Below are 15,052 nucleotides of genomic sequence, written 5' to 3'. Positions count from 1 at the left end.
TCCGGGTGCAGCGGGGACTCTGCGAGCATCTGGCAATCCCGCGACGGGCACTGGTCCGGCAGCGCAGAGTCCTGTGCTCGCAGCGCGTGGACCGCACGGCGCGAGGGGCGCGGACCGTGCGGGCAGGGGGGAGAACGACATGCCGGTGGAACGACGGGACGAGGGCAACCTGGTCTTCGGCTACCTCGACACCGCGTCGGCGGACCTGTCGGGAGCCTCCGACACGGTGCTCGTCCGTGCGCGCGCGGGCGACGAGGGCTACGCCGCCGACATGCGGCCGAGCCGCTTCGGCGCGCTCAGCGGCTGCGACATCAGCGGGGAGCAGGAGATCCGGGTCATGCCCCGCCCCTCCCCCGCGGCCCCCCGACCCGGCCATCTCCTCGGCCTACTCGTGTCGGGGCGCGGCGAGCTGGAACAGGACGGCCGCCTCGCGGCGCTCACGCCGGGCGACTTCGTCCTCTACACCGGCGCACGCCCCTTCCGCCTGGAACTCGGCTCCTCCCACCGCTACTTCGTCCTCTCCCTGGACTCCGGCACGGCCGGACAGCTGGCGAGCGCGGACGGCGCCGTCACCGCCAACTCCGCACTGCCGCGCTCCCCGAGCGGGCGCGTGCTGGCCGCGGTCCTCGGGGAACTGGCCGAGCGCGCCCAGGGATTCGGCCCCCTCGCACGCCGCGACATGGGCGAGCACGTGTCCGCGATCCTGCGCACCCTCCTACGCGAGACGTCCCTCTCGGGCCCCGCGCCCTCCACCGGCGGGGCCGGGGTCCTCGAACGGATCCTCGGCTACGTCGACGAGCGCCTGGCGGACGACCTGTCCCCCGGCGTCATCGCCGCGGCGCACCACATCTCGGTCCGCCATCTCCACGCCCTGTTCCGCGAGTCGGGCACCACCGTCGGCGACCACGTACGCCGCCGCCGACTGGAGCGCATCCGCCGCGACCTCCTCGACCCAGCGCTCGCCCACCTTCCCGCCTACGCCCTCGCCGCCCGCAGCGGCCTGGGCGAGGCCAGCCACTTCAGCCGCGTGTTCCGCGCCGAGTTCGGCCTCTCGCCGCGCGCCTTGCGGGCGCAGACGGGGGAGGGCCTGGGCGCGGGTATGGATTAACGCGGGGGCGGATGGACACGGCTGTCGGTGCAGGCAGGGGCGCGGACTCGGGCTGATCGCGGCCCCGGCCGGCGCGGATGCCCGGGGCCGGTGGGACCGACGCGGCACGGGCCAGGCCAAGGCCGGGGCCTCGGCTGGGCCTTGGCCGGGCCCGACCCTTCCCTTCGTCTCAGACGCCGTCGCCGTCGTCGGCCAGGCCGCGCTCGTACGCGGCGAGTGTCTCCACGAACATCCTGCGTTCGGAAGGGCCGAGGGGGGCGAGGGCGGCGCGCCAGGCGCCGGCGCTGCGGCCGAGCCAGCCGTCGATGGCGGGGCGGTGGGCCTCGGCGATGGAGACGATCTTGCGGCGGCGGTCGGCGGGGTCATCGCTCCGTTCGAGGACGCCCTTCTTGGCGAGGTCTCCGACCATGAGACTCACGGTGGTGGGGGCGACCTCCAGGCGGGCGGCGAGTTCGCTGACGGCGAGGGGCCCGTCGAAGAGGAGGTAGGCGAGGAGGGAGAGGTGGCGGGGGGCGAGGGTGAGGGACTGGAGCTCGTCGGGAATCCGGATGCGCTTGACGCGCCCGACCATGCGGGGCATGAGCAGCAGCAGCGTACGGACGGTGTCGTCGACGTCCGGTCCGGTACCGGCCGCGGGCGCGGCGGCGCCCTCGTACCCCTCGCGCGCGATTGACACCCTGCACCCTCCCTTTTAGCTTTGCTTTCAAAGCAAACACATCCGTCAGGGTCGATGCTACCGAAGGGCACAGCCATGTCCGGGTTCAACCAGCAGGTCATCGAGGAGTTCCGCGCCAACGGGGGCCGGGTGGGCGGGATGTTCGAAGGGGCGTCCTTACTCCTCCTCACCACCACCGGCGCCCGTAGCGGGCGGGCCCACACGACCCCCGCCGTGTTCGTACGCGACGGGGCCCGACTGCTCGTGTACGCGTCGAACGCCGGCGAGCCGCACCACCCCGCCTGGTTCCACAACCTGCGCGCCGACTCTCGCGTGACCGTCGAGCTCGGCACGCCGGAGGGAAGCGTCGAGCGCTTCGCGGCGACGGCGGTGGTGACGCAGGGCGCGGAGCGGGACCGCCTGTTCGCGGAACAGTCCGCGCGGGACCCCGGGTTCGCCGCCTACCAGGCCGGCACGGACCGGATCATCCCGGTCGTCGCCCTGCACCGCACGAACCCCGCGGCCCCGGACCGCCACCGGGCCATCGCCGCCCATCTGGTCAAGGTCCACGACGAACTCCGCGCCGAACTCGCCGCCCTCCGCGCAGGACTGGATTCCCCGGCCCCCGCACTCGGCAGCGCGCTCGCCCGCCACTGCCTCACCCTCTGCGGCGCGCTCCACACCCACCACCACAACGAGGACTCCGTCTTCGACCTCCTCGGGCAGCAGTTCCCCCACCTCGCCGACCCCCTGGACCGCATGCGCCGGGAGCACGTCGCCGTCGCCCGCACGGTCGACGAACTGCGGACCCTCCTCACCTCCGGCGCCGCCCCGGCGACCCTCGCGGCCGAGGTCGACCGCCTCACGACCCTCCTCGAAGCGCATTTCGCCTACGAGGAGTCCCAGTTGATCCCGGCCCTGGCCCCGGAACCGCCGCGTTAGTCGCGCCAGTTGTCGCAGTACTGGATGTGCAGGGCGCCCGGCACGTGCCGCCGGGTCTGCGGGCGCGACCACGGGCCGGGGGTGAACTCGACGCAGTAGTGACGGGCCCCGGGATACCGGACCCCATGGGACCGAGCCGGGACTGGGGAAGTCGTCGTCCGGGGTCGCCGCGGTGTGCGGCCTGCCGGCGCCGAGCCGGGCACGGACGCCCTTCGCCCGCACCCGCTGCTCCACACGCCTCCTCACGCCGATGACCCGCCGCACCCTAACCCGGCGGGCCCGCACCCGGCGAGATCCTCCGGGTGCGGGGACCGTGCGGTCACATCGGGCGTTGGTGGCCCTCCCAGTAGGGGTCGCGGAGGCGGCGCTTGTAGAGCTTGCCGTTGGGGTCGCGGGGCATGACGGGGACGAAGTCGACGGATTTGGGGCGCTTGAAGCCGGCGAGGCGGTCGGCGCAGTGGGCCAGGATGGCGGCGGCGAGGGCGGGTCCGGGCTCGTGGCCCTCGGCGGCCTCGACGACCGCCTTGACCTCTTCGCCCCAGTCGGCGTGGGGGATGCCGAAGGCGGCGGCGTCCGCGACGGCGGGGTGGGAGAGGAGTGCGGCCTCGATCTCGGCCGGGTAGATGTTGACGCCGCCGGAGATGACCATGTCGATCTTGCGGTCGCGGAGGAAGAGGTAGCCGTCCTCGTCGAGGAGACCCAGGTCGCCGACGGTGAAGAAGTCGCCGATGCGGTTCTTCGCGGTCTTCGCCTCGTCCTTGTGGTACTGGAAGCCGCCGGTGTTCATCTTCAGGTAGACGGTGCCGAGTTCGCCGGGTGGCAGCCGTTTTCCGTCGTCATCGAAGACGGCGAGTTCGCTGATGGGCCAGGCTCTGCCGACCGTGCCGGGCCTCTTCAACCACTCCTCCGCGGTGGCGAACGCGCCGCCGCCCTCGCTGGCCGCGTAGTACTCCTCGACGCACCGGCCCCACCAGTCAATCATCGCCCGCTTGACGTGCTCGGGGCACGGCGCGGCTCCGTGGATGGCGTGGCGCATCGAGGACACGTCGTACCGCTCCCGGACGTCCTCGGGGAGGGCGAGCAGGCGGTGGAACTGGGTGGGGACCATGTGCGTGTGGGTGCACGCGTACCGGTCGATCAGGCGGAGCATCTCCTCCGGCGTCCAGCGGTCCATGAGGACGAGCGGGTGGCCGATGTGGAGGGCGGCCGCGGCGAACTGGAGCACGGCGGTGTGGTAGAGCGGCGAGCAGACGAGATGGACGTTGCCGTCGGCCGGCCGGATGCCGAAGATGCCGAGGAATCCGCCGAGATGGGTCTCCTCGGGGAGCTTCCCGGGGAGGGGGCGGCGGATGCCCCGGGGGCGCCCGGTGGTGCCGGAGGTGTAGTTCATGACCCAGCCGAGGGTGCGGTCGGCGGGGGGCGATTCGTCGCGGCCGTCGAGGAGTTCGGCGTACGGGCGGAAGCCGGGGACCGTACCCACCGCGTACCGCTGCGTGGGGGCGAGGCCGGCCTCGTCGGCGGCCTGGGCGACCGCTTCGGCGAACCGCTCGTGGGCGAGGAGCACCTTGGCGCCGGAGTCGGCGACGATCCAGGCGATCTCGGGGCCGACGAAGTGGTGGTTGACCGGGACGAGGTAGAAACCGGCCTGGGTGGCGGCCAGATGGGCCGTGAAGAACTCGGGGCCGTTCGGCAGGACGACGGCGAAGGCGTCGCCGCGCTCCAGGCCGGCGGCGCGCAGCCCGTGGACGAGGCGGTTGGCCTCGGCGTGCAGCCGCCCGGCGCTCCATTCCTCGCCGTCGGGGGCGACGAGGACCGTACGGCCGGGGTCGGCGGCGGCCTGGGACCAGAATCCGGTGGGACCGTTGCTCACTGGGCGCTCCGTCCGGCGATGCGGTTGATGCGGTCGACGGCCTTCTCGAACCCGCGGGTGAGGTCGTCGACGACCTGCCGCACGCTGCGCTCGGAGTTCATCCGGCCGACGATCTGGCCGACGGGGGTGCCGAGGAGCCGTTCGACCTCGTACCGCTGGATGCGGGAGACGGCCTCGGCGACCAGGAGTCCCTGGAGCGGCATGGGGAGCGTGCCGGGGCCCGCGGGGTCGTCCCAGGCGTCGGTCCATTCGGTACGGAGCTGACGGGCGGGCTTGCCGGTCAGGGCGCGGGAGCGGACCGTGTCGCCGGATCCGGCGGCGAGGAGCTTGTCGGTGAGGGCGCGGGAGTGCAGTTCGGCCTCGGTGGTGGTGAGCCAGATCGAGCCGAGCCAGACGCCCTGCGCACCGAGGGCGAGGCCGGCGGCGATCTGCTCGCCGCTGCCGATGCCGCCGGCGGCGAGCACGGGCAGCGGGGACACGGCGTCGACGACCTCGGGGGTGAGGACCATGGACGCGATCTCGCCGGTGTGGCCGCCCGCCTCGTACCCCTGGGCGACGACGACGTCGATGCCGGCCTCGGCGTGGTGGCGGGCGTGGCGGGCACTGCCGGCGAGGGCGGCGACGAGGACGCCGTGGTCGTGGGCGCGGGCGACGACGTCGGGCGGCGGCGAGCCGAGGGCGTTGGCGAGCAGTTTGATGGGGTAGTCGAAGGCCACGTCCAGCTGGTTGCGGGCGACCTGCTCCATCCAGCCGGTGATCCGCCAGCCGGAGGCCTCGCCCTCGGCGAGTTCGGGGACGCCGTGCTTGGCGAGGGTGGCCCGCACGAACGCCCGGTGCTGCTCGGGGATCATGGCTTCGACCTCGGCCTCGGTGGCCCCCTCGACCTTCTTCGCCGGCATCACGACGTCCAGGCCGTAGGGCAGGCCGTCGGTGTGCTCCTGCATCCAGTCGAGGTCGCGGGCGAGGTCCTCGGGTGCGGTGTAGCGCACCGCACCCAGGACGCCGAACCCGCCGGCTCTGGTGAGTGCGGCGGCCACCGCGGGGAAGGGCGTGAAGCCGAAGATGGCGTGCTCGATCCCCAGGGTGCGACTCAGCTCCGTCTCCATGGGCGGCAGGATGCCGCAGCCGTCCGGCGGAGGGAAGACTTTTTCTGATGCATCGTCAGATTCTTTGCGGGCGGCATGCCTGAGTTTCGTCGCGGCCGTCCGTGGGAGAGGGTGGGCATGACGGACGACGGGACGAAGGGCAGGGGTCCGAGCCGGCGCGCGTTCGGCGGCGGCGTACTGGCCCTCGGAGGTGCGGTGATGATCGGCGCGGTGCCGGGGGCTGCGGCGTCCCCGGAGAGAGGGGCAGGAGCCCCGGCCGGCGGCGGCGGGGCCTGGCGCTTCACGGCGGCGCGGCGGACCACGCTGCGGCGCGGTTCGGCCGAACGGGCGGGTCTGCTGGCCCCGCATCTGGACCGGCTGGTGGCAGAGGCCGAGACCTTCCTCGGCCCTTCGCCCGGCCACCCCTGGTACGCGGGTGCGGTGCTGCTCGCCGGGCGCGGTGGGACGGTCGCCCTGCACCGGGCCATCGGTTCAGCGGTGCGGTACGCGGCGTACGACGAGCGGTCGGACTCGGGGGTCGAACTGCCACCCGATCAGCGGGTCCCCATGACCGAGGACACCGTCTTCGACCTGGCGTCGGTCTCCAAGTTGTTCACTTCGATCCTGGCGGTGCAGCAGATCGAGCGCGGCGCGCTGGACCTGGAGGCGCGGGTCACCGCGTACCTGCCGGAGTTCGGGGGCGGTGGGAAACAGGACGTCACGGTCCGTCAGCTGCTCACGCACACCTCGGGGTTCCGGTCGTGGATCCCGCTCTACCGGGAGCCGACGCGGGAGGGGAAGCTGCGGCTGCTGTGGGGCGAGAAACCGGCGAGCCCGCCGGGCTCCACGTACCTCTACTCCGATCTGAATCTGATCGCGCTCCAGCTGATCCTGGAGGAGAGCACCGCTCGCGGTCTGGACACCCTGCTCCACGACGAGATCACCGCTCCGCTCGGGATGCACCGCACTCGTTTCAATCCGCCGCTCTCGTGGCGTCCGGAGATCGCCGCCACCGAGGACGCCCGGCCCCCCTGGTCCGGCCTCGACCGGGGCATGGTGCGGGGCGAGGTCCACGACGAGAACGCCCACAGCCTCGGCGGGGTCGCGGGCCACGCCGGGATCTTCTCCCGCGCCTGGGACCTCGCCGTCCTGGCCCGCACCCTCCTCAACGGCGGGGCGTACGGCAAGGCCCGCATCCTCTCCCCCGCGTCCGTCGAGCTGATGTTCACCGACTTCAACACCGCATTCCCCGGCGACGCGCACGGCCTCGGCTTCGAGCTCCACCAGCACTGGTACATGGGGGCGATGGCCACCCCGCACACCGCCGGCCACACCGGGTTCACCGGCACCAGCCTCGTCCTGGACCCGACGACCGACTCCTTCCTGATCGTCCTCGGCAACTCCGTCCACCCCGTCCGGTCGTGGCGCTCCGGCTCCGCGCCCCGCGTCGCTGCGGCCGACGCCCTGGCCCGCGCGGTGCCGGTCCGCCCGCCGCGGGGCCGCACCTCCCCCGGGCTCTCGACGCCGCTCGGCCACGGGAGGCCACCGTGGTTCGCCGGCATGGCGAGCGCCACCACCGCGACACTGACGCTCCCTCACACACCGGGGGCCGCCCTCCTGCGGTGCGCGCTCTGGTGGGACACCGAGCCCGGCGCCGACCCCGTCGTCCTGGAGGCATCGGCCGACGGCGGCACGAGCTGGCGGCCCGTCCCGTTCACCACCGACGGGCACCTCGCACACCCCACCGGCTCGGTCGACGGCTGGTCCGGCCGCCGCTGGCACACCGTCTCCGCGCCGCTGCCCGGGACACACCCGCTGCTGCGCTGGCGGTACACCACGGACCGGCGGTACGTGGGGCGGGGCGTGTACGTGGACGGGCTGCGACTCCTCGACGCGGCGGGGCGGTCGGTGTTCGACGAGGCCCGGCCTTCGGACGCGGCGCGGATCGAGGCCCACGGCTGGGAGCGGTCGGCGGACTGAGCGGACCGAGACGGCTCCGCGGGCCCCGCCCTGCCTCCCGCCGGGCGACAGGCGGAACGGCCGGGGCCCGCACGGGGCTCCGGCCGTCCTGTGTCGGGGGACGTACCGTCAGTTCGGCGGTACGGCCGCACGCCGTGGCGTCAGAAGGTGAGGGCCGCCACCGCCGCCGTGCGGGCGCGCAGCTGGCAGGCGTTGCCGTACGTGGCCGACCAGGAGACCCGTCGCCCCTCCCAGACGCCGTCGACGGTGACCGTGACCGGGGCCCACTCGCGCGTACAGGGGCGGCCACCCGCCGAGACCCTCAGGGCGCCCAGGTCGCCGCCGGTCGCGGCCAGTTCGGCGCACGCGGACGCGGGGCTGGGGTGGGTTCCGCCGGCGGTGGGGGCGCAGCTCAGGGTGACGGCGCGGACTATGTCGGCCGTCTCGGGGCTGTCGCCCTCGCCGAGGGTCAGGACGAGCGCCGACGGCGGATAGAGGCCGGCCGGAGCGGCCTGGGCGGTGCCGGTGATCGCGGTGGCGATCAGGGTGAGACCGGTGGCCGTGGCGAGCGCGGTGGCGCAGACAGTACGGACGTGACGCACGGGGGTGTCCCTTCGCGTGGGCTGGACGGGGGGGTGCGAGCCGATCGGCTGCGGAGGGGAGTCTTGTCGACGCGAAGAGTGATCGCACATCCGTCGCCGCTTTCCGGCCGCGCCGTCCACCGAGCCCGACCGATTGGTCGTTCGGGGAGCTGGGGCGGGGTGCGGGGATCGGCCGGACGGCCCGGCGGCCCGCCCGACCACCGACCGTACAAACTTGCACAACCCGCCCACCTGCGCACATTCGAGAAATGTTCGAGGTTGGAGCACCTGTACGAGGGCGTGATCGTCCGGAACTCTGCCGTCAGCCCACGGGTCCGGCCGCGTCCCCGAGCGCCGCGAGGACCGGGCTGATCAGGGGGTGCTCCTCCGCGCCACGCCGCACGGCGGCGAAGACCCGGCGGGTCGGCGCGACGCCGTCGACCGGGCGGACCTCCACACCGGTGAGCTCCGTGCCGCGCAGGGCGGAGCGCGGCACCAGCGCCACGCCGACGCCGGCCGCCGCGAGGGCCACGACCGCGCGGAAGTCGTCGGACGCGTGCTCCAGGCGCGGTGCGAACCCGGCGTACTCGCAGGCCAGCACCGTCACGTCGCGGCAGGGGTTGCCGACGGACTGGCCGATCCAGGCGTCCTTGGCGAGGTCGCCGAGCGCGACCCGCTCGCCGACCGCCAGCGGGTGGCCGGGCGGCAGCACCGCGTCGAAGGGCTCCGCGTAGAGGGGGACGCGGGTGAGGCGGGCGTCGTCCTCGCCCGGAGCGCCCCGGTACTCGACCGCGACCGCCACGTCGACCTGCCGGTCGAGGACCATCATCAGGCTCTCGTCGCCCTCGGCGTCCCGCACCCGGACCCGGATGCCGGGGGCGGAGGCGGCGAGCGCCCTGATCGCGGGGGCCACCACCAGGCCGATGCCGGTGGCGAAGGCGGCGACGGTGACCGTGCCGGCCTCGCCCGAGCCGTAGGCGGCCAGTTCGGACTCGGCGCGCTCCAGCTGGGCCAGGACGGCGTTGGCGTGGCTCAGCAGGATCTCGCCGGCCGGGGTGAGGCGCGCGCCGCGGGCGCTGCGGTCCACCAGGCGGTGGCCGGTCTCCTGCTCCAGGGCGGCGAGCTGCTGGGAGACGGCCGAGGGGGTGAGATAGAGCGCGGCGGCCGCCGCCGTGACCGTGCGGTGGTCGGCCACCGCACGGAGGATGTGCAACCGCCGCGCTTCGATCATGTTCCTAGTCTCGCAGGACGGGAGCCCTGCTCACGCCGTCAGGGCCCCCGGCCTCCGCCGTCAGGCGGCGAGCGCGGCGCGCGCGTCGACGAAGGCGTCGACGGCCCGGTTCACGTCCTCCGTGGAGTGCGCGGCCGAGAGCTGGACGCGGATGCGGGCCTGGCCCTGCGGCACGACGGGGTACGAGAAGCCGATCACGTACACGCCGCGCTCCAGGAGCAGCTCGGCCATCCGGCCGGCGACGGCGGCGTCGCCGATCATGACGGGGGCGATGGCGTGGTCGCCGGGGAGGATGTCGAAGCCCTCCTCGGTCATGCGGGAGCGGAACAGCGCCGTGTTGGCGTTGAGGCGCTCCCGCAGGTCGCCGGCGGACTCCAGGAGGTCGAGGACCTTGAGGGAGGCGGCGGCGATGACCGGGGCGAGGGTGTTCGAGAAGAGGTACGGGCGCGAGCGCTGGCGCAGCAGGGCGACGATCTCGGCGCGGGCGGCGACGTAGCCGCCGGAGGCGCCGCCGAGGGCCTTGCCGAGGGTGCCGGTGATGATGTCGACGCGGTCCATGACGCCGTGCAGCTCGGGTGTGCCGCGGCCGCCGGGGCCGACGAAGCCGACGGCGTGCGAGTCGTCGACCATGACCATGGCGTCGTAGCGCTCGGCCAGGTCGCAGATCTCGGCGAGCGGGGCGACGTAGCCGTCCATGGAGAAGACGCCGTCGGTGACGATCAGCTTGCGCCGGGCGCCGCCCTCGGTGGCCTCCTTGAGCTGCTGCTCCAGGTCGGCCATGTCGCGGTTGGCGTAGCGGAAGCGGCGGGCCTTGGAGAGGCGGATGCCGTCGATGATCGAGGCGTGGTTGAGGGCGTCGGAGATGACCGCGTCCTCGGCGCCGAGGATGGTCTCGAAGACGCCGCCGTTGGCGTCGAAGCAGGAGGAGTAGAGGATCGTGTCCTCCTGGCCGAGGAAGGACGAGAGGCGCGCCTCCAGCTCCTTGTGCACCTCCTGGGTGCCGCAGATGAAGCGGACGGAGGCCATGCCGTAGCCCCAGCGGTCGAGGGCCTCGTGGGCGGCCGCGACCACGTCGGGGTGGTCGGCGAGGCCGAGGTAGTTGTTGGCGCAGAAGTTGAGCACCTCGCCGGGGCGGCCGCCCGCGGTGACGGCGACGGTGGCCGACTGCGGGGTGCCGATGACCCGCTCGGGCTTGTGGAGCCCGGCCTGCCGGATCTCTTCGAGGGTGGTGCGGATGTCGTCGCGCACGGAATCGAACATGGATCAGGCTCCCGTAGTCCAGTCGAGGATGATCTTGCCGCTCTTGCCGGAGGCCGCGTCGTCGAAGGCCGCCTCGAAGTCGGTGTACGCGTACCGGCCGGTGATGACGGGGGCGAGGTCGAGGCCCGCCTCCAGGAGCACCGACATGGCGTACCAGGTCTCGAACATCTCGCGGCCGTAGATGCCCTTGACCGTGATCATGGAGGTGACGATCTTGGCCCAGTCGACGGCGAAGTCCTCGCTGGGCAGGCCGAGCATGGCGATCTTTCCGCCGTTGGTCATGTTGGCGACCATGTCACGCATGGCGTGCGGGTTGCCGGACATCTCCAGGCCGACGTCGAAGCCCTCCTTGAGCCCGAGGGTGCGCTGGCCGTCGGCGATGGTCTGCTCGGCGACGTTGAGGGCGAGCGTGACGCCCGTCTTGCGGGCCAGCGCGAGGCGCTCCTCGCTGACGTCGGTGATCACGACGCTGCGGGCGCCGGCGTGCTTGGCGACGGCGGCGGCCATGATGCCGATCGGGCCCGCGCCGGTGACGAGGACGTCCTCGCCGACGAGCGGGAAGGAGAGCGCCGTGTGCACGGCGTTGCCGAACGGGTCGAAGATCGCGGCGACGTCGAGGTCGACGGGGACGCGGTGCACCCAGACGTTGGAGGCGGGCAGTGCCACGTACTCGGCGAAGGCGCCGTCGCGGCCGACGCCGAGGCCGATGGTGGCGCGGCAGAGGTGGCGGCGGCCGGCCAGGCAGTTGCGGCACTTGCCGCAGACGAGGTGGCCCTCGCCGCTGACCAGGTCGCCGACGGCGATGTCGGCGACGTCACGACCGACGGAGACGACCTCGCCGACGAACTCGTGGCCGATCGTCAGCGGCGTGGCGATCGTCTTCTGCGCCCAGCCGTCCCAGGAGCGGATGTGCAGGTCGGTGCCGCAGATACCGGTCCGCTTGACCTTGATGAGGACGTCTCCCGGGCCGGTCTCCGGCTCGGGCACGTCAGTGAGCCAGAGTCCCGGCTCCGCGTTCAGCTTGACCAGCGCCTTCAATGCAACGGCTCCCGACGTGCGTGTCCTGTGAAGTGGGGGTGCGGGCACGACTGAGCACCCATGATCCCCGGAAGAGAATCTTCCGTACGTCGCGCTCCCGGTCCATCGAGGATTTCTTAAGCGCGCTCGCAGATCAGCTTCACACCGCCGGTGGGAGGGCGCCACGCGTCAACGTCCGAGCACCGCCATCGCCGCGTTGTGGCCGGGCACGCCGCTGACGCCGCCGCCGCGGACCGCGCCCGCCCCGCAGAGCAGCAGGTTGGCGTGCCGGGTCTCGACGCCCCAGCGTCCGGTGCCGTCGTCGCCGTACGGGAAGGAGAGGTCGCGGTGGAAGATGTGGCCGCCCGGCAGGCGCAGTTCGCGTTCGAGGTCGAGCGGGGTCTTCGCCTCGATGCAGGGCCGGCCGTCCGCGTCGAGGGCGAGGCAGTCGGCGATCGACTCGTCGAGGTGGGCGTCGAGCTGGTCGAGGGTGGCCTTGAGAAGTGCGGCGCGCGTGCCGTCGTTGTCGGCGGCGAACAGCCGGGCCGGCGTGTGCAGGCCGAAGAGGGTGAGGGTGTGGTGGCCCCGGGCGGCGAGGTCGGGGCCGAGGATCGTGGGGTCCGTGAGGGAGTGGCAGTAGATCTCGGACGGCGGGGCGGTGGGCAGGTGCCCGGCGGCCGCCTCGGCGTGGGCGGCCGCCAGCTGCTCGTACCCCTCGGCGATGTGGAACGTCCCGGCGAACGCCTCGCGCGGGTCGACGGAGCGGTCACGGAGCCTCGGCAGCCGGGTCAGCAGCATGTTGACCTTGAGCTGGGCGCCTTCCGGGGCCGGCGGAGGCGTCTCGTCGAGCAGCGCCGCGAGTTCCTGTGGGGAGGCGTTGACCAGGACGTGGCCCGCCTCGACCGTGCCCTCGCCGTCGGCGGTGCGGTAGGTGACCTCGGCGCGGTGACCGTCGGTCTCGATCCGGGTGGCCTCGTGGCCGGTGACGATCCGGGCGCCGGCGGCGCGGGCCGCGTCGGCGAGGGCGTCGGTGAGGGCGCCCATGCCGCCGACGGGCACGTCCCAGTCCCCGGTGCCGCCGCCGATGACGTGGTAGAGGAAGCAGCGGTTCTGGGTCAGCGCGGGGTCGTGGGCGTCGGCGAACGTGCCGATGAGGGCGTCGGTGAGGACGACTCCGCGCACCAGGTCGTCGGCGAAGGTCCGCTCCACGGCGACGCCGATCGGCTCCTCGAAGAGCATCCGCCAGGTCTCGGCGTCGTCGACGCGGGTCCGCAGCGCCGCGCGGGTCGGGAGCGGCTCGGTGAGGGTGGGGAAGATCCGGCGGGCGGCGCGGGCCGTGCGGGCGTAGAAGGCCTCCCAGGCCTCGTACTCCCGGTCGGAGCCGGTGAGCGCGGCGAAGGAGGCGCGCGTGCGGTCGGCTCCCCCGCCGACGAGGAGGCCCCCGTCGCCCTTCGGGGTGTACGAGGAGACGGACCGCTTCCGCACCTCGAACCGCAGCCCTAGCTCCCGCACGATCTTCTCGGGCAGGAGCGACACCAGGTACGAGTAGCGCGACAGCCGGGCGTCGACCCCGGCGAACGGCCGCGTCGACACGGCGGCCCCGCCGGTCGAGCCGAGCCGCTCCAGGACGAGGACGCTCCTTCCGGCCCAGGCCAGATAGGCGGCGGCGACGAGGCCGTTGTGGCCCGCGCCGACGATGACGGCGTCGTACGAACGGGGTGCGGCCGGGGCGCCGTGGAGCGCGTCGAGGGCGGTCATGGCTCATGCTCACACGGGAGCGACCGCCGGGAAAGAGCGCGTCGCCGCGGCGTAGCCGGTATGCGACGGGGGTTCCGTCAGGGCCGGTCCGTCAGCGCAGTCAGGGCCGGCCCGTGCGGCCTGGCGGGGGTTGGCCGGCGCGTCCGGCCTGGCGAGGGTTCCCGTCAGGGCCGGTTCCGTCAGCGCCGTCACGGCGGGTCCTTAGGCCTGACGGGGGTTCCGTCAGGGCCGGCGCGTCCGGCCTGGCGGGGGTTCCGTCAGGGCCGGCGCGTCCGGCCTGGCGGGGGTTCCGTCAGGGCCGGTCCGTCAGCGCCGCCAGGGCCGCTCCCTCAGGCCGTCAAAGCCCGCCCCTCAGGACGGGCGGTCAGGATGGGGGCGTGGTGGCCGCTCTCAGGTGGAGGGCCGCGGCCTCGGCGTGGCGGCCGAGGCGCTCCAGGCAGTGGGCCTCGGCTTCGAGGGCGGCCAGGGTCTCGGGGTGGGCGGGGCCGAGGAGCCGTGTGCGGGCGTCACCGACCGCGCGGTGCGCTTCCAGGGCCTCCTCCCAGCGGCCGAGCCGGCCGAGGGCGACGGCGGCCTCGCGGCGGCTGAGGAGGGTGTCCGGGTGCTCCGCGCCGAGGACCCTCGCACGGTCCGCGTGCACGGTCCCGGACTCGGCGAGCGCCTCCTCCCAGCGGCCGAGCCGGCCCAGGTTGACCGCGAGGGCGTGGCGGACCCGCAGGGTCTCCGGGGCGTCGGCGCCCTGCGCGCGGGTACGGGCGGCCACGAGGTCGCGGCAGACGTCGAGGGCGTCCGCGGCCTGGCCGAGACGGCCGAGGAAGACCCCGGTCTCGTAGCGGGCGGTGAGGGTGTCCGGATGGTCGGGGCCGAGGGCGGCGGCGCGGGCGTCGGCGAGCGCGCGGTACTCGGTGAGCGCTTCCTGCCCGCGCCCCATCTTCCCGAGGGTGTACGCCACTTCGTGGCGGGTCACCAGCGTGTCGGGGTGGTCCTCGCCGAGCAGCCGGGCCCGCGCCTCCGCGACCGCGTGCGCCGTGCGGTACGACTCCTCCAGCCGGCCGAGGCGGCCGAGCGTGAACGCCAGGTTGTGGCGGCAGCGCAGCGTGTCGGGGTGGTCGGGCCCCACGGTCCGCTCGCGGGCCGCGAGCACCGCCGCGTACAGCTCGTACGCCTCGGGGTGCCGGCCGAGCCGGCCGAGCGCGTACGCCCGTTCCTGCCGCGCCGCGAGCGTGTCGGAGTGGTCCTCGCCGAGGACCCGGGCACGCGCCTCGGCGACCCGGCCGAAGACCTGCAGCGCCTCGGCCGGACGGTCGAGCCGGGCGAGGGCGAACGCGACCTCGTAGTGGCTGGCCAAGGTGTCCGGGTGGTCCTCGCCGAGCGCCCGCGAGCGGTCCTCCGCGACGGACCGGTGGACGGACTCGGCCTCTTCCCAGCGGCCGAGCCGCCCGAGGCCCAGGCCGGCCCGGTAGCGGCCGGCGAGCACCGCGATCAGCTCGGCCGAGGCGGCGGGGGCCGCGGCGCCCGGCGGCGGCGTCGCGGTGTGCGGGGACGGCTCCGGCGCGTGGGCGGGGGCCGGCGGGGCGTGGGTGGGC

The 15,052-nt window shown here is 74.0% G+C and carries 12 protein-coding genes; 3 read left to right on the top strand and 9 right to left on the bottom strand.

Features of this window, described 5'->3' with window-relative positions:
* Positions 1-139 precede the first annotated feature (139 nt).
* The gene (locus MRBLMG1_RS27535) at positions 140-1,108 is read left to right on the top strand and encodes a helix-turn-helix domain-containing protein (protein ID WP_367826825.1); all 969 of its coding nucleotides are present in this window, start codon (positions 140-142) and stop codon (positions 1,106-1,108) included.
* 169 nt (positions 1,109-1,277) lie between these two features.
* On the opposite strand, the gene MRBLMG1_RS27530 is transcribed toward MRBLMG1_RS27535, so the two are convergent.
* Complete coding sequence (locus tag MRBLMG1_RS27530; RefSeq protein WP_367826845.1) at positions 1,278-1,688, bottom strand: MarR family winged helix-turn-helix transcriptional regulator; 411 nt, start codon at positions 1,686-1,688, stop codon at positions 1,278-1,280.
* 171 nt (positions 1,689-1,859) lie between these two features.
* Between MRBLMG1_RS27530 and MRBLMG1_RS27525 the strand changes: the two genes are divergently transcribed.
* Positions 1,860-2,705 carry a nitroreductase/quinone reductase family protein gene (locus MRBLMG1_RS27525; protein WP_367826824.1) on the top strand — a complete coding sequence of 282 codons (846 nt, stop codon included), beginning with the start codon at positions 1,860-1,862 and terminating at the stop codon, positions 2,703-2,705.
* 319 nt (positions 2,706-3,024) lie between these two features.
* Here MRBLMG1_RS27525 and MRBLMG1_RS27520 read toward each other — a convergent pair whose 3' ends face one another.
* Together MRBLMG1_RS27520 and MRBLMG1_RS27515 are read right to left on the bottom strand one after the other, a co-directional pair.
* Positions 3,025-4,575 carry an acyl-CoA synthetase gene (locus tag MRBLMG1_RS27520; RefSeq protein WP_367826823.1) on the bottom strand — a complete coding sequence of 517 codons (1,551 nt, stop codon included), beginning with the start codon at positions 4,573-4,575 and terminating at the stop codon, positions 3,025-3,027.
* Entirely contained in the window at positions 4,572-5,681 is a 1,110-nt protein-coding gene (locus MRBLMG1_RS27515) for an NAD(P)H-dependent flavin oxidoreductase (protein ID WP_367826822.1), read from the bottom strand. Before MRBLMG1_RS27515 ends, MRBLMG1_RS27520 begins: the two co-directional genes overlap by 4 nt.
* Before the next feature lie 117 nt (positions 5,682-5,798).
* On the opposite strand from MRBLMG1_RS27515, the gene MRBLMG1_RS27510 reads away from it, so the two are divergent.
* The gene (locus MRBLMG1_RS27510) at positions 5,799-7,640 is read left to right on the top strand and encodes a serine hydrolase (RefSeq protein WP_367826821.1); all 1,842 of its coding nucleotides are present in this window, start codon (positions 5,799-5,801) and stop codon (positions 7,638-7,640) included.
* A 140-nt stretch (positions 7,641-7,780) separates the two neighbouring features.
* Here the strand turns inward: MRBLMG1_RS27510 and MRBLMG1_RS27505 are convergent, their stop codons facing one another.
* The 6 genes from MRBLMG1_RS27505 to MRBLMG1_RS27480 all read right to left on the bottom strand — a co-directional run.
* Positions 7,781-8,221 carry a subtilase-type protease inhibitor gene (locus MRBLMG1_RS27505; protein WP_367826820.1) on the bottom strand — a complete coding sequence of 147 codons (441 nt, stop codon included), beginning with the start codon at positions 8,219-8,221 and terminating at the stop codon, positions 7,781-7,783.
* 301 nt (positions 8,222-8,522) lie between these two features.
* On the bottom strand, positions 8,523-9,431 hold the full coding sequence (locus MRBLMG1_RS27500) for a LysR family transcriptional regulator (protein ID WP_367826819.1): 909 nt from the start codon (positions 9,429-9,431) through the stop codon (positions 8,523-8,525).
* A gap of 60 nt (positions 9,432-9,491) precedes the next feature.
* Complete coding sequence (locus tag MRBLMG1_RS27495; protein WP_367826818.1) at positions 9,492-10,691, bottom strand: glycine C-acetyltransferase; 1,200 nt, start codon at positions 10,689-10,691, stop codon at positions 9,492-9,494.
* Between the two features lie 3 nt (positions 10,692-10,694).
* On the bottom strand, positions 10,695-11,729 hold the full coding sequence (gene tdh, locus MRBLMG1_RS27490) for an L-threonine 3-dehydrogenase (RefSeq protein ID WP_367826817.1): 1,035 nt from the start codon (positions 11,727-11,729) through the stop codon (positions 10,695-10,697).
* Between the two features lie 168 nt (positions 11,730-11,897).
* Positions 11,898-13,466 (bottom strand): phytoene desaturase family protein, encoded by a 1,569-nt coding sequence (locus MRBLMG1_RS27485; RefSeq protein ID WP_367826816.1) that lies wholly within the window; start codon positions 13,464-13,466, stop codon positions 11,898-11,900.
* 364 nt (positions 13,467-13,830) lie between these two features.
* On the bottom strand, positions 13,831-15,052 hold a 1,222-nt coding region (locus MRBLMG1_RS27480), incomplete at its 5' end, for a tetratricopeptide repeat protein (RefSeq protein ID WP_367826815.1).

The sequence above is a fragment of the Streptomyces sp. LMG1-1-1.1 genome, assembly GCF_040815545.1.
Classification (GTDB): Bacteria; Actinomycetota; Actinomycetes; order Streptomycetales; family Streptomycetaceae; genus Streptomyces.
The sequence above is the reverse complement of the archived record's forward strand: the minus strand, read 5'-3'. Positions and strand labels throughout refer to the sequence as shown.

What these genes read in the sequence shown, in the direction of transcription:
- MRBLMG1_RS27535 (WP_367826825.1), top strand. Translation starts at nt 140, where the DNA reads ATGCCGGTGGAACGACGGGACGAGGGCAACCTGGTCTTCGGCTACCTC.
- MRBLMG1_RS27530 (WP_367826845.1), bottom strand. Translation starts at nt 1,688, where the DNA reads ATGCCCCGCATGGTCGGGCGCGTCAAGCGCATCCGGATTCCCGACGAG.
- MRBLMG1_RS27525 (WP_367826824.1), top strand. Translation starts at nt 1,860, where the DNA reads ATGTCCGGGTTCAACCAGCAGGTCATCGAGGAGTTCCGCGCCAACGGG.
- MRBLMG1_RS27515 (WP_367826822.1), bottom strand. Translation starts at nt 5,681, where the DNA reads ATGGAGACGGAGCTGAGTCGCACCCTGGGGATCGAGCACGCCATCTTC.
- MRBLMG1_RS27510 (WP_367826821.1), top strand. Translation starts at nt 5,799, where the DNA reads ATGACGGACGACGGGACGAAGGGCAGGGGTCCGAGCCGGCGCGCGTTC.
- MRBLMG1_RS27500 (WP_367826819.1), bottom strand. Translation starts at nt 9,431, where the DNA reads ATGATCGAAGCGCGGCGGTTGCACATCCTCCGTGCGGTGGCCGACCAC.
- MRBLMG1_RS27495 (WP_367826818.1), bottom strand. Translation starts at nt 10,691, where the DNA reads ATGTTCGATTCCGTGCGCGACGACATCCGCACCACCCTCGAAGAGATC.
- MRBLMG1_RS27485 (WP_367826816.1), bottom strand. Translation starts at nt 13,466, where the DNA reads ATGACCGCCCTCGACGCGCTCCACGGCGCCCCGGCCGCACCCCGTTCG.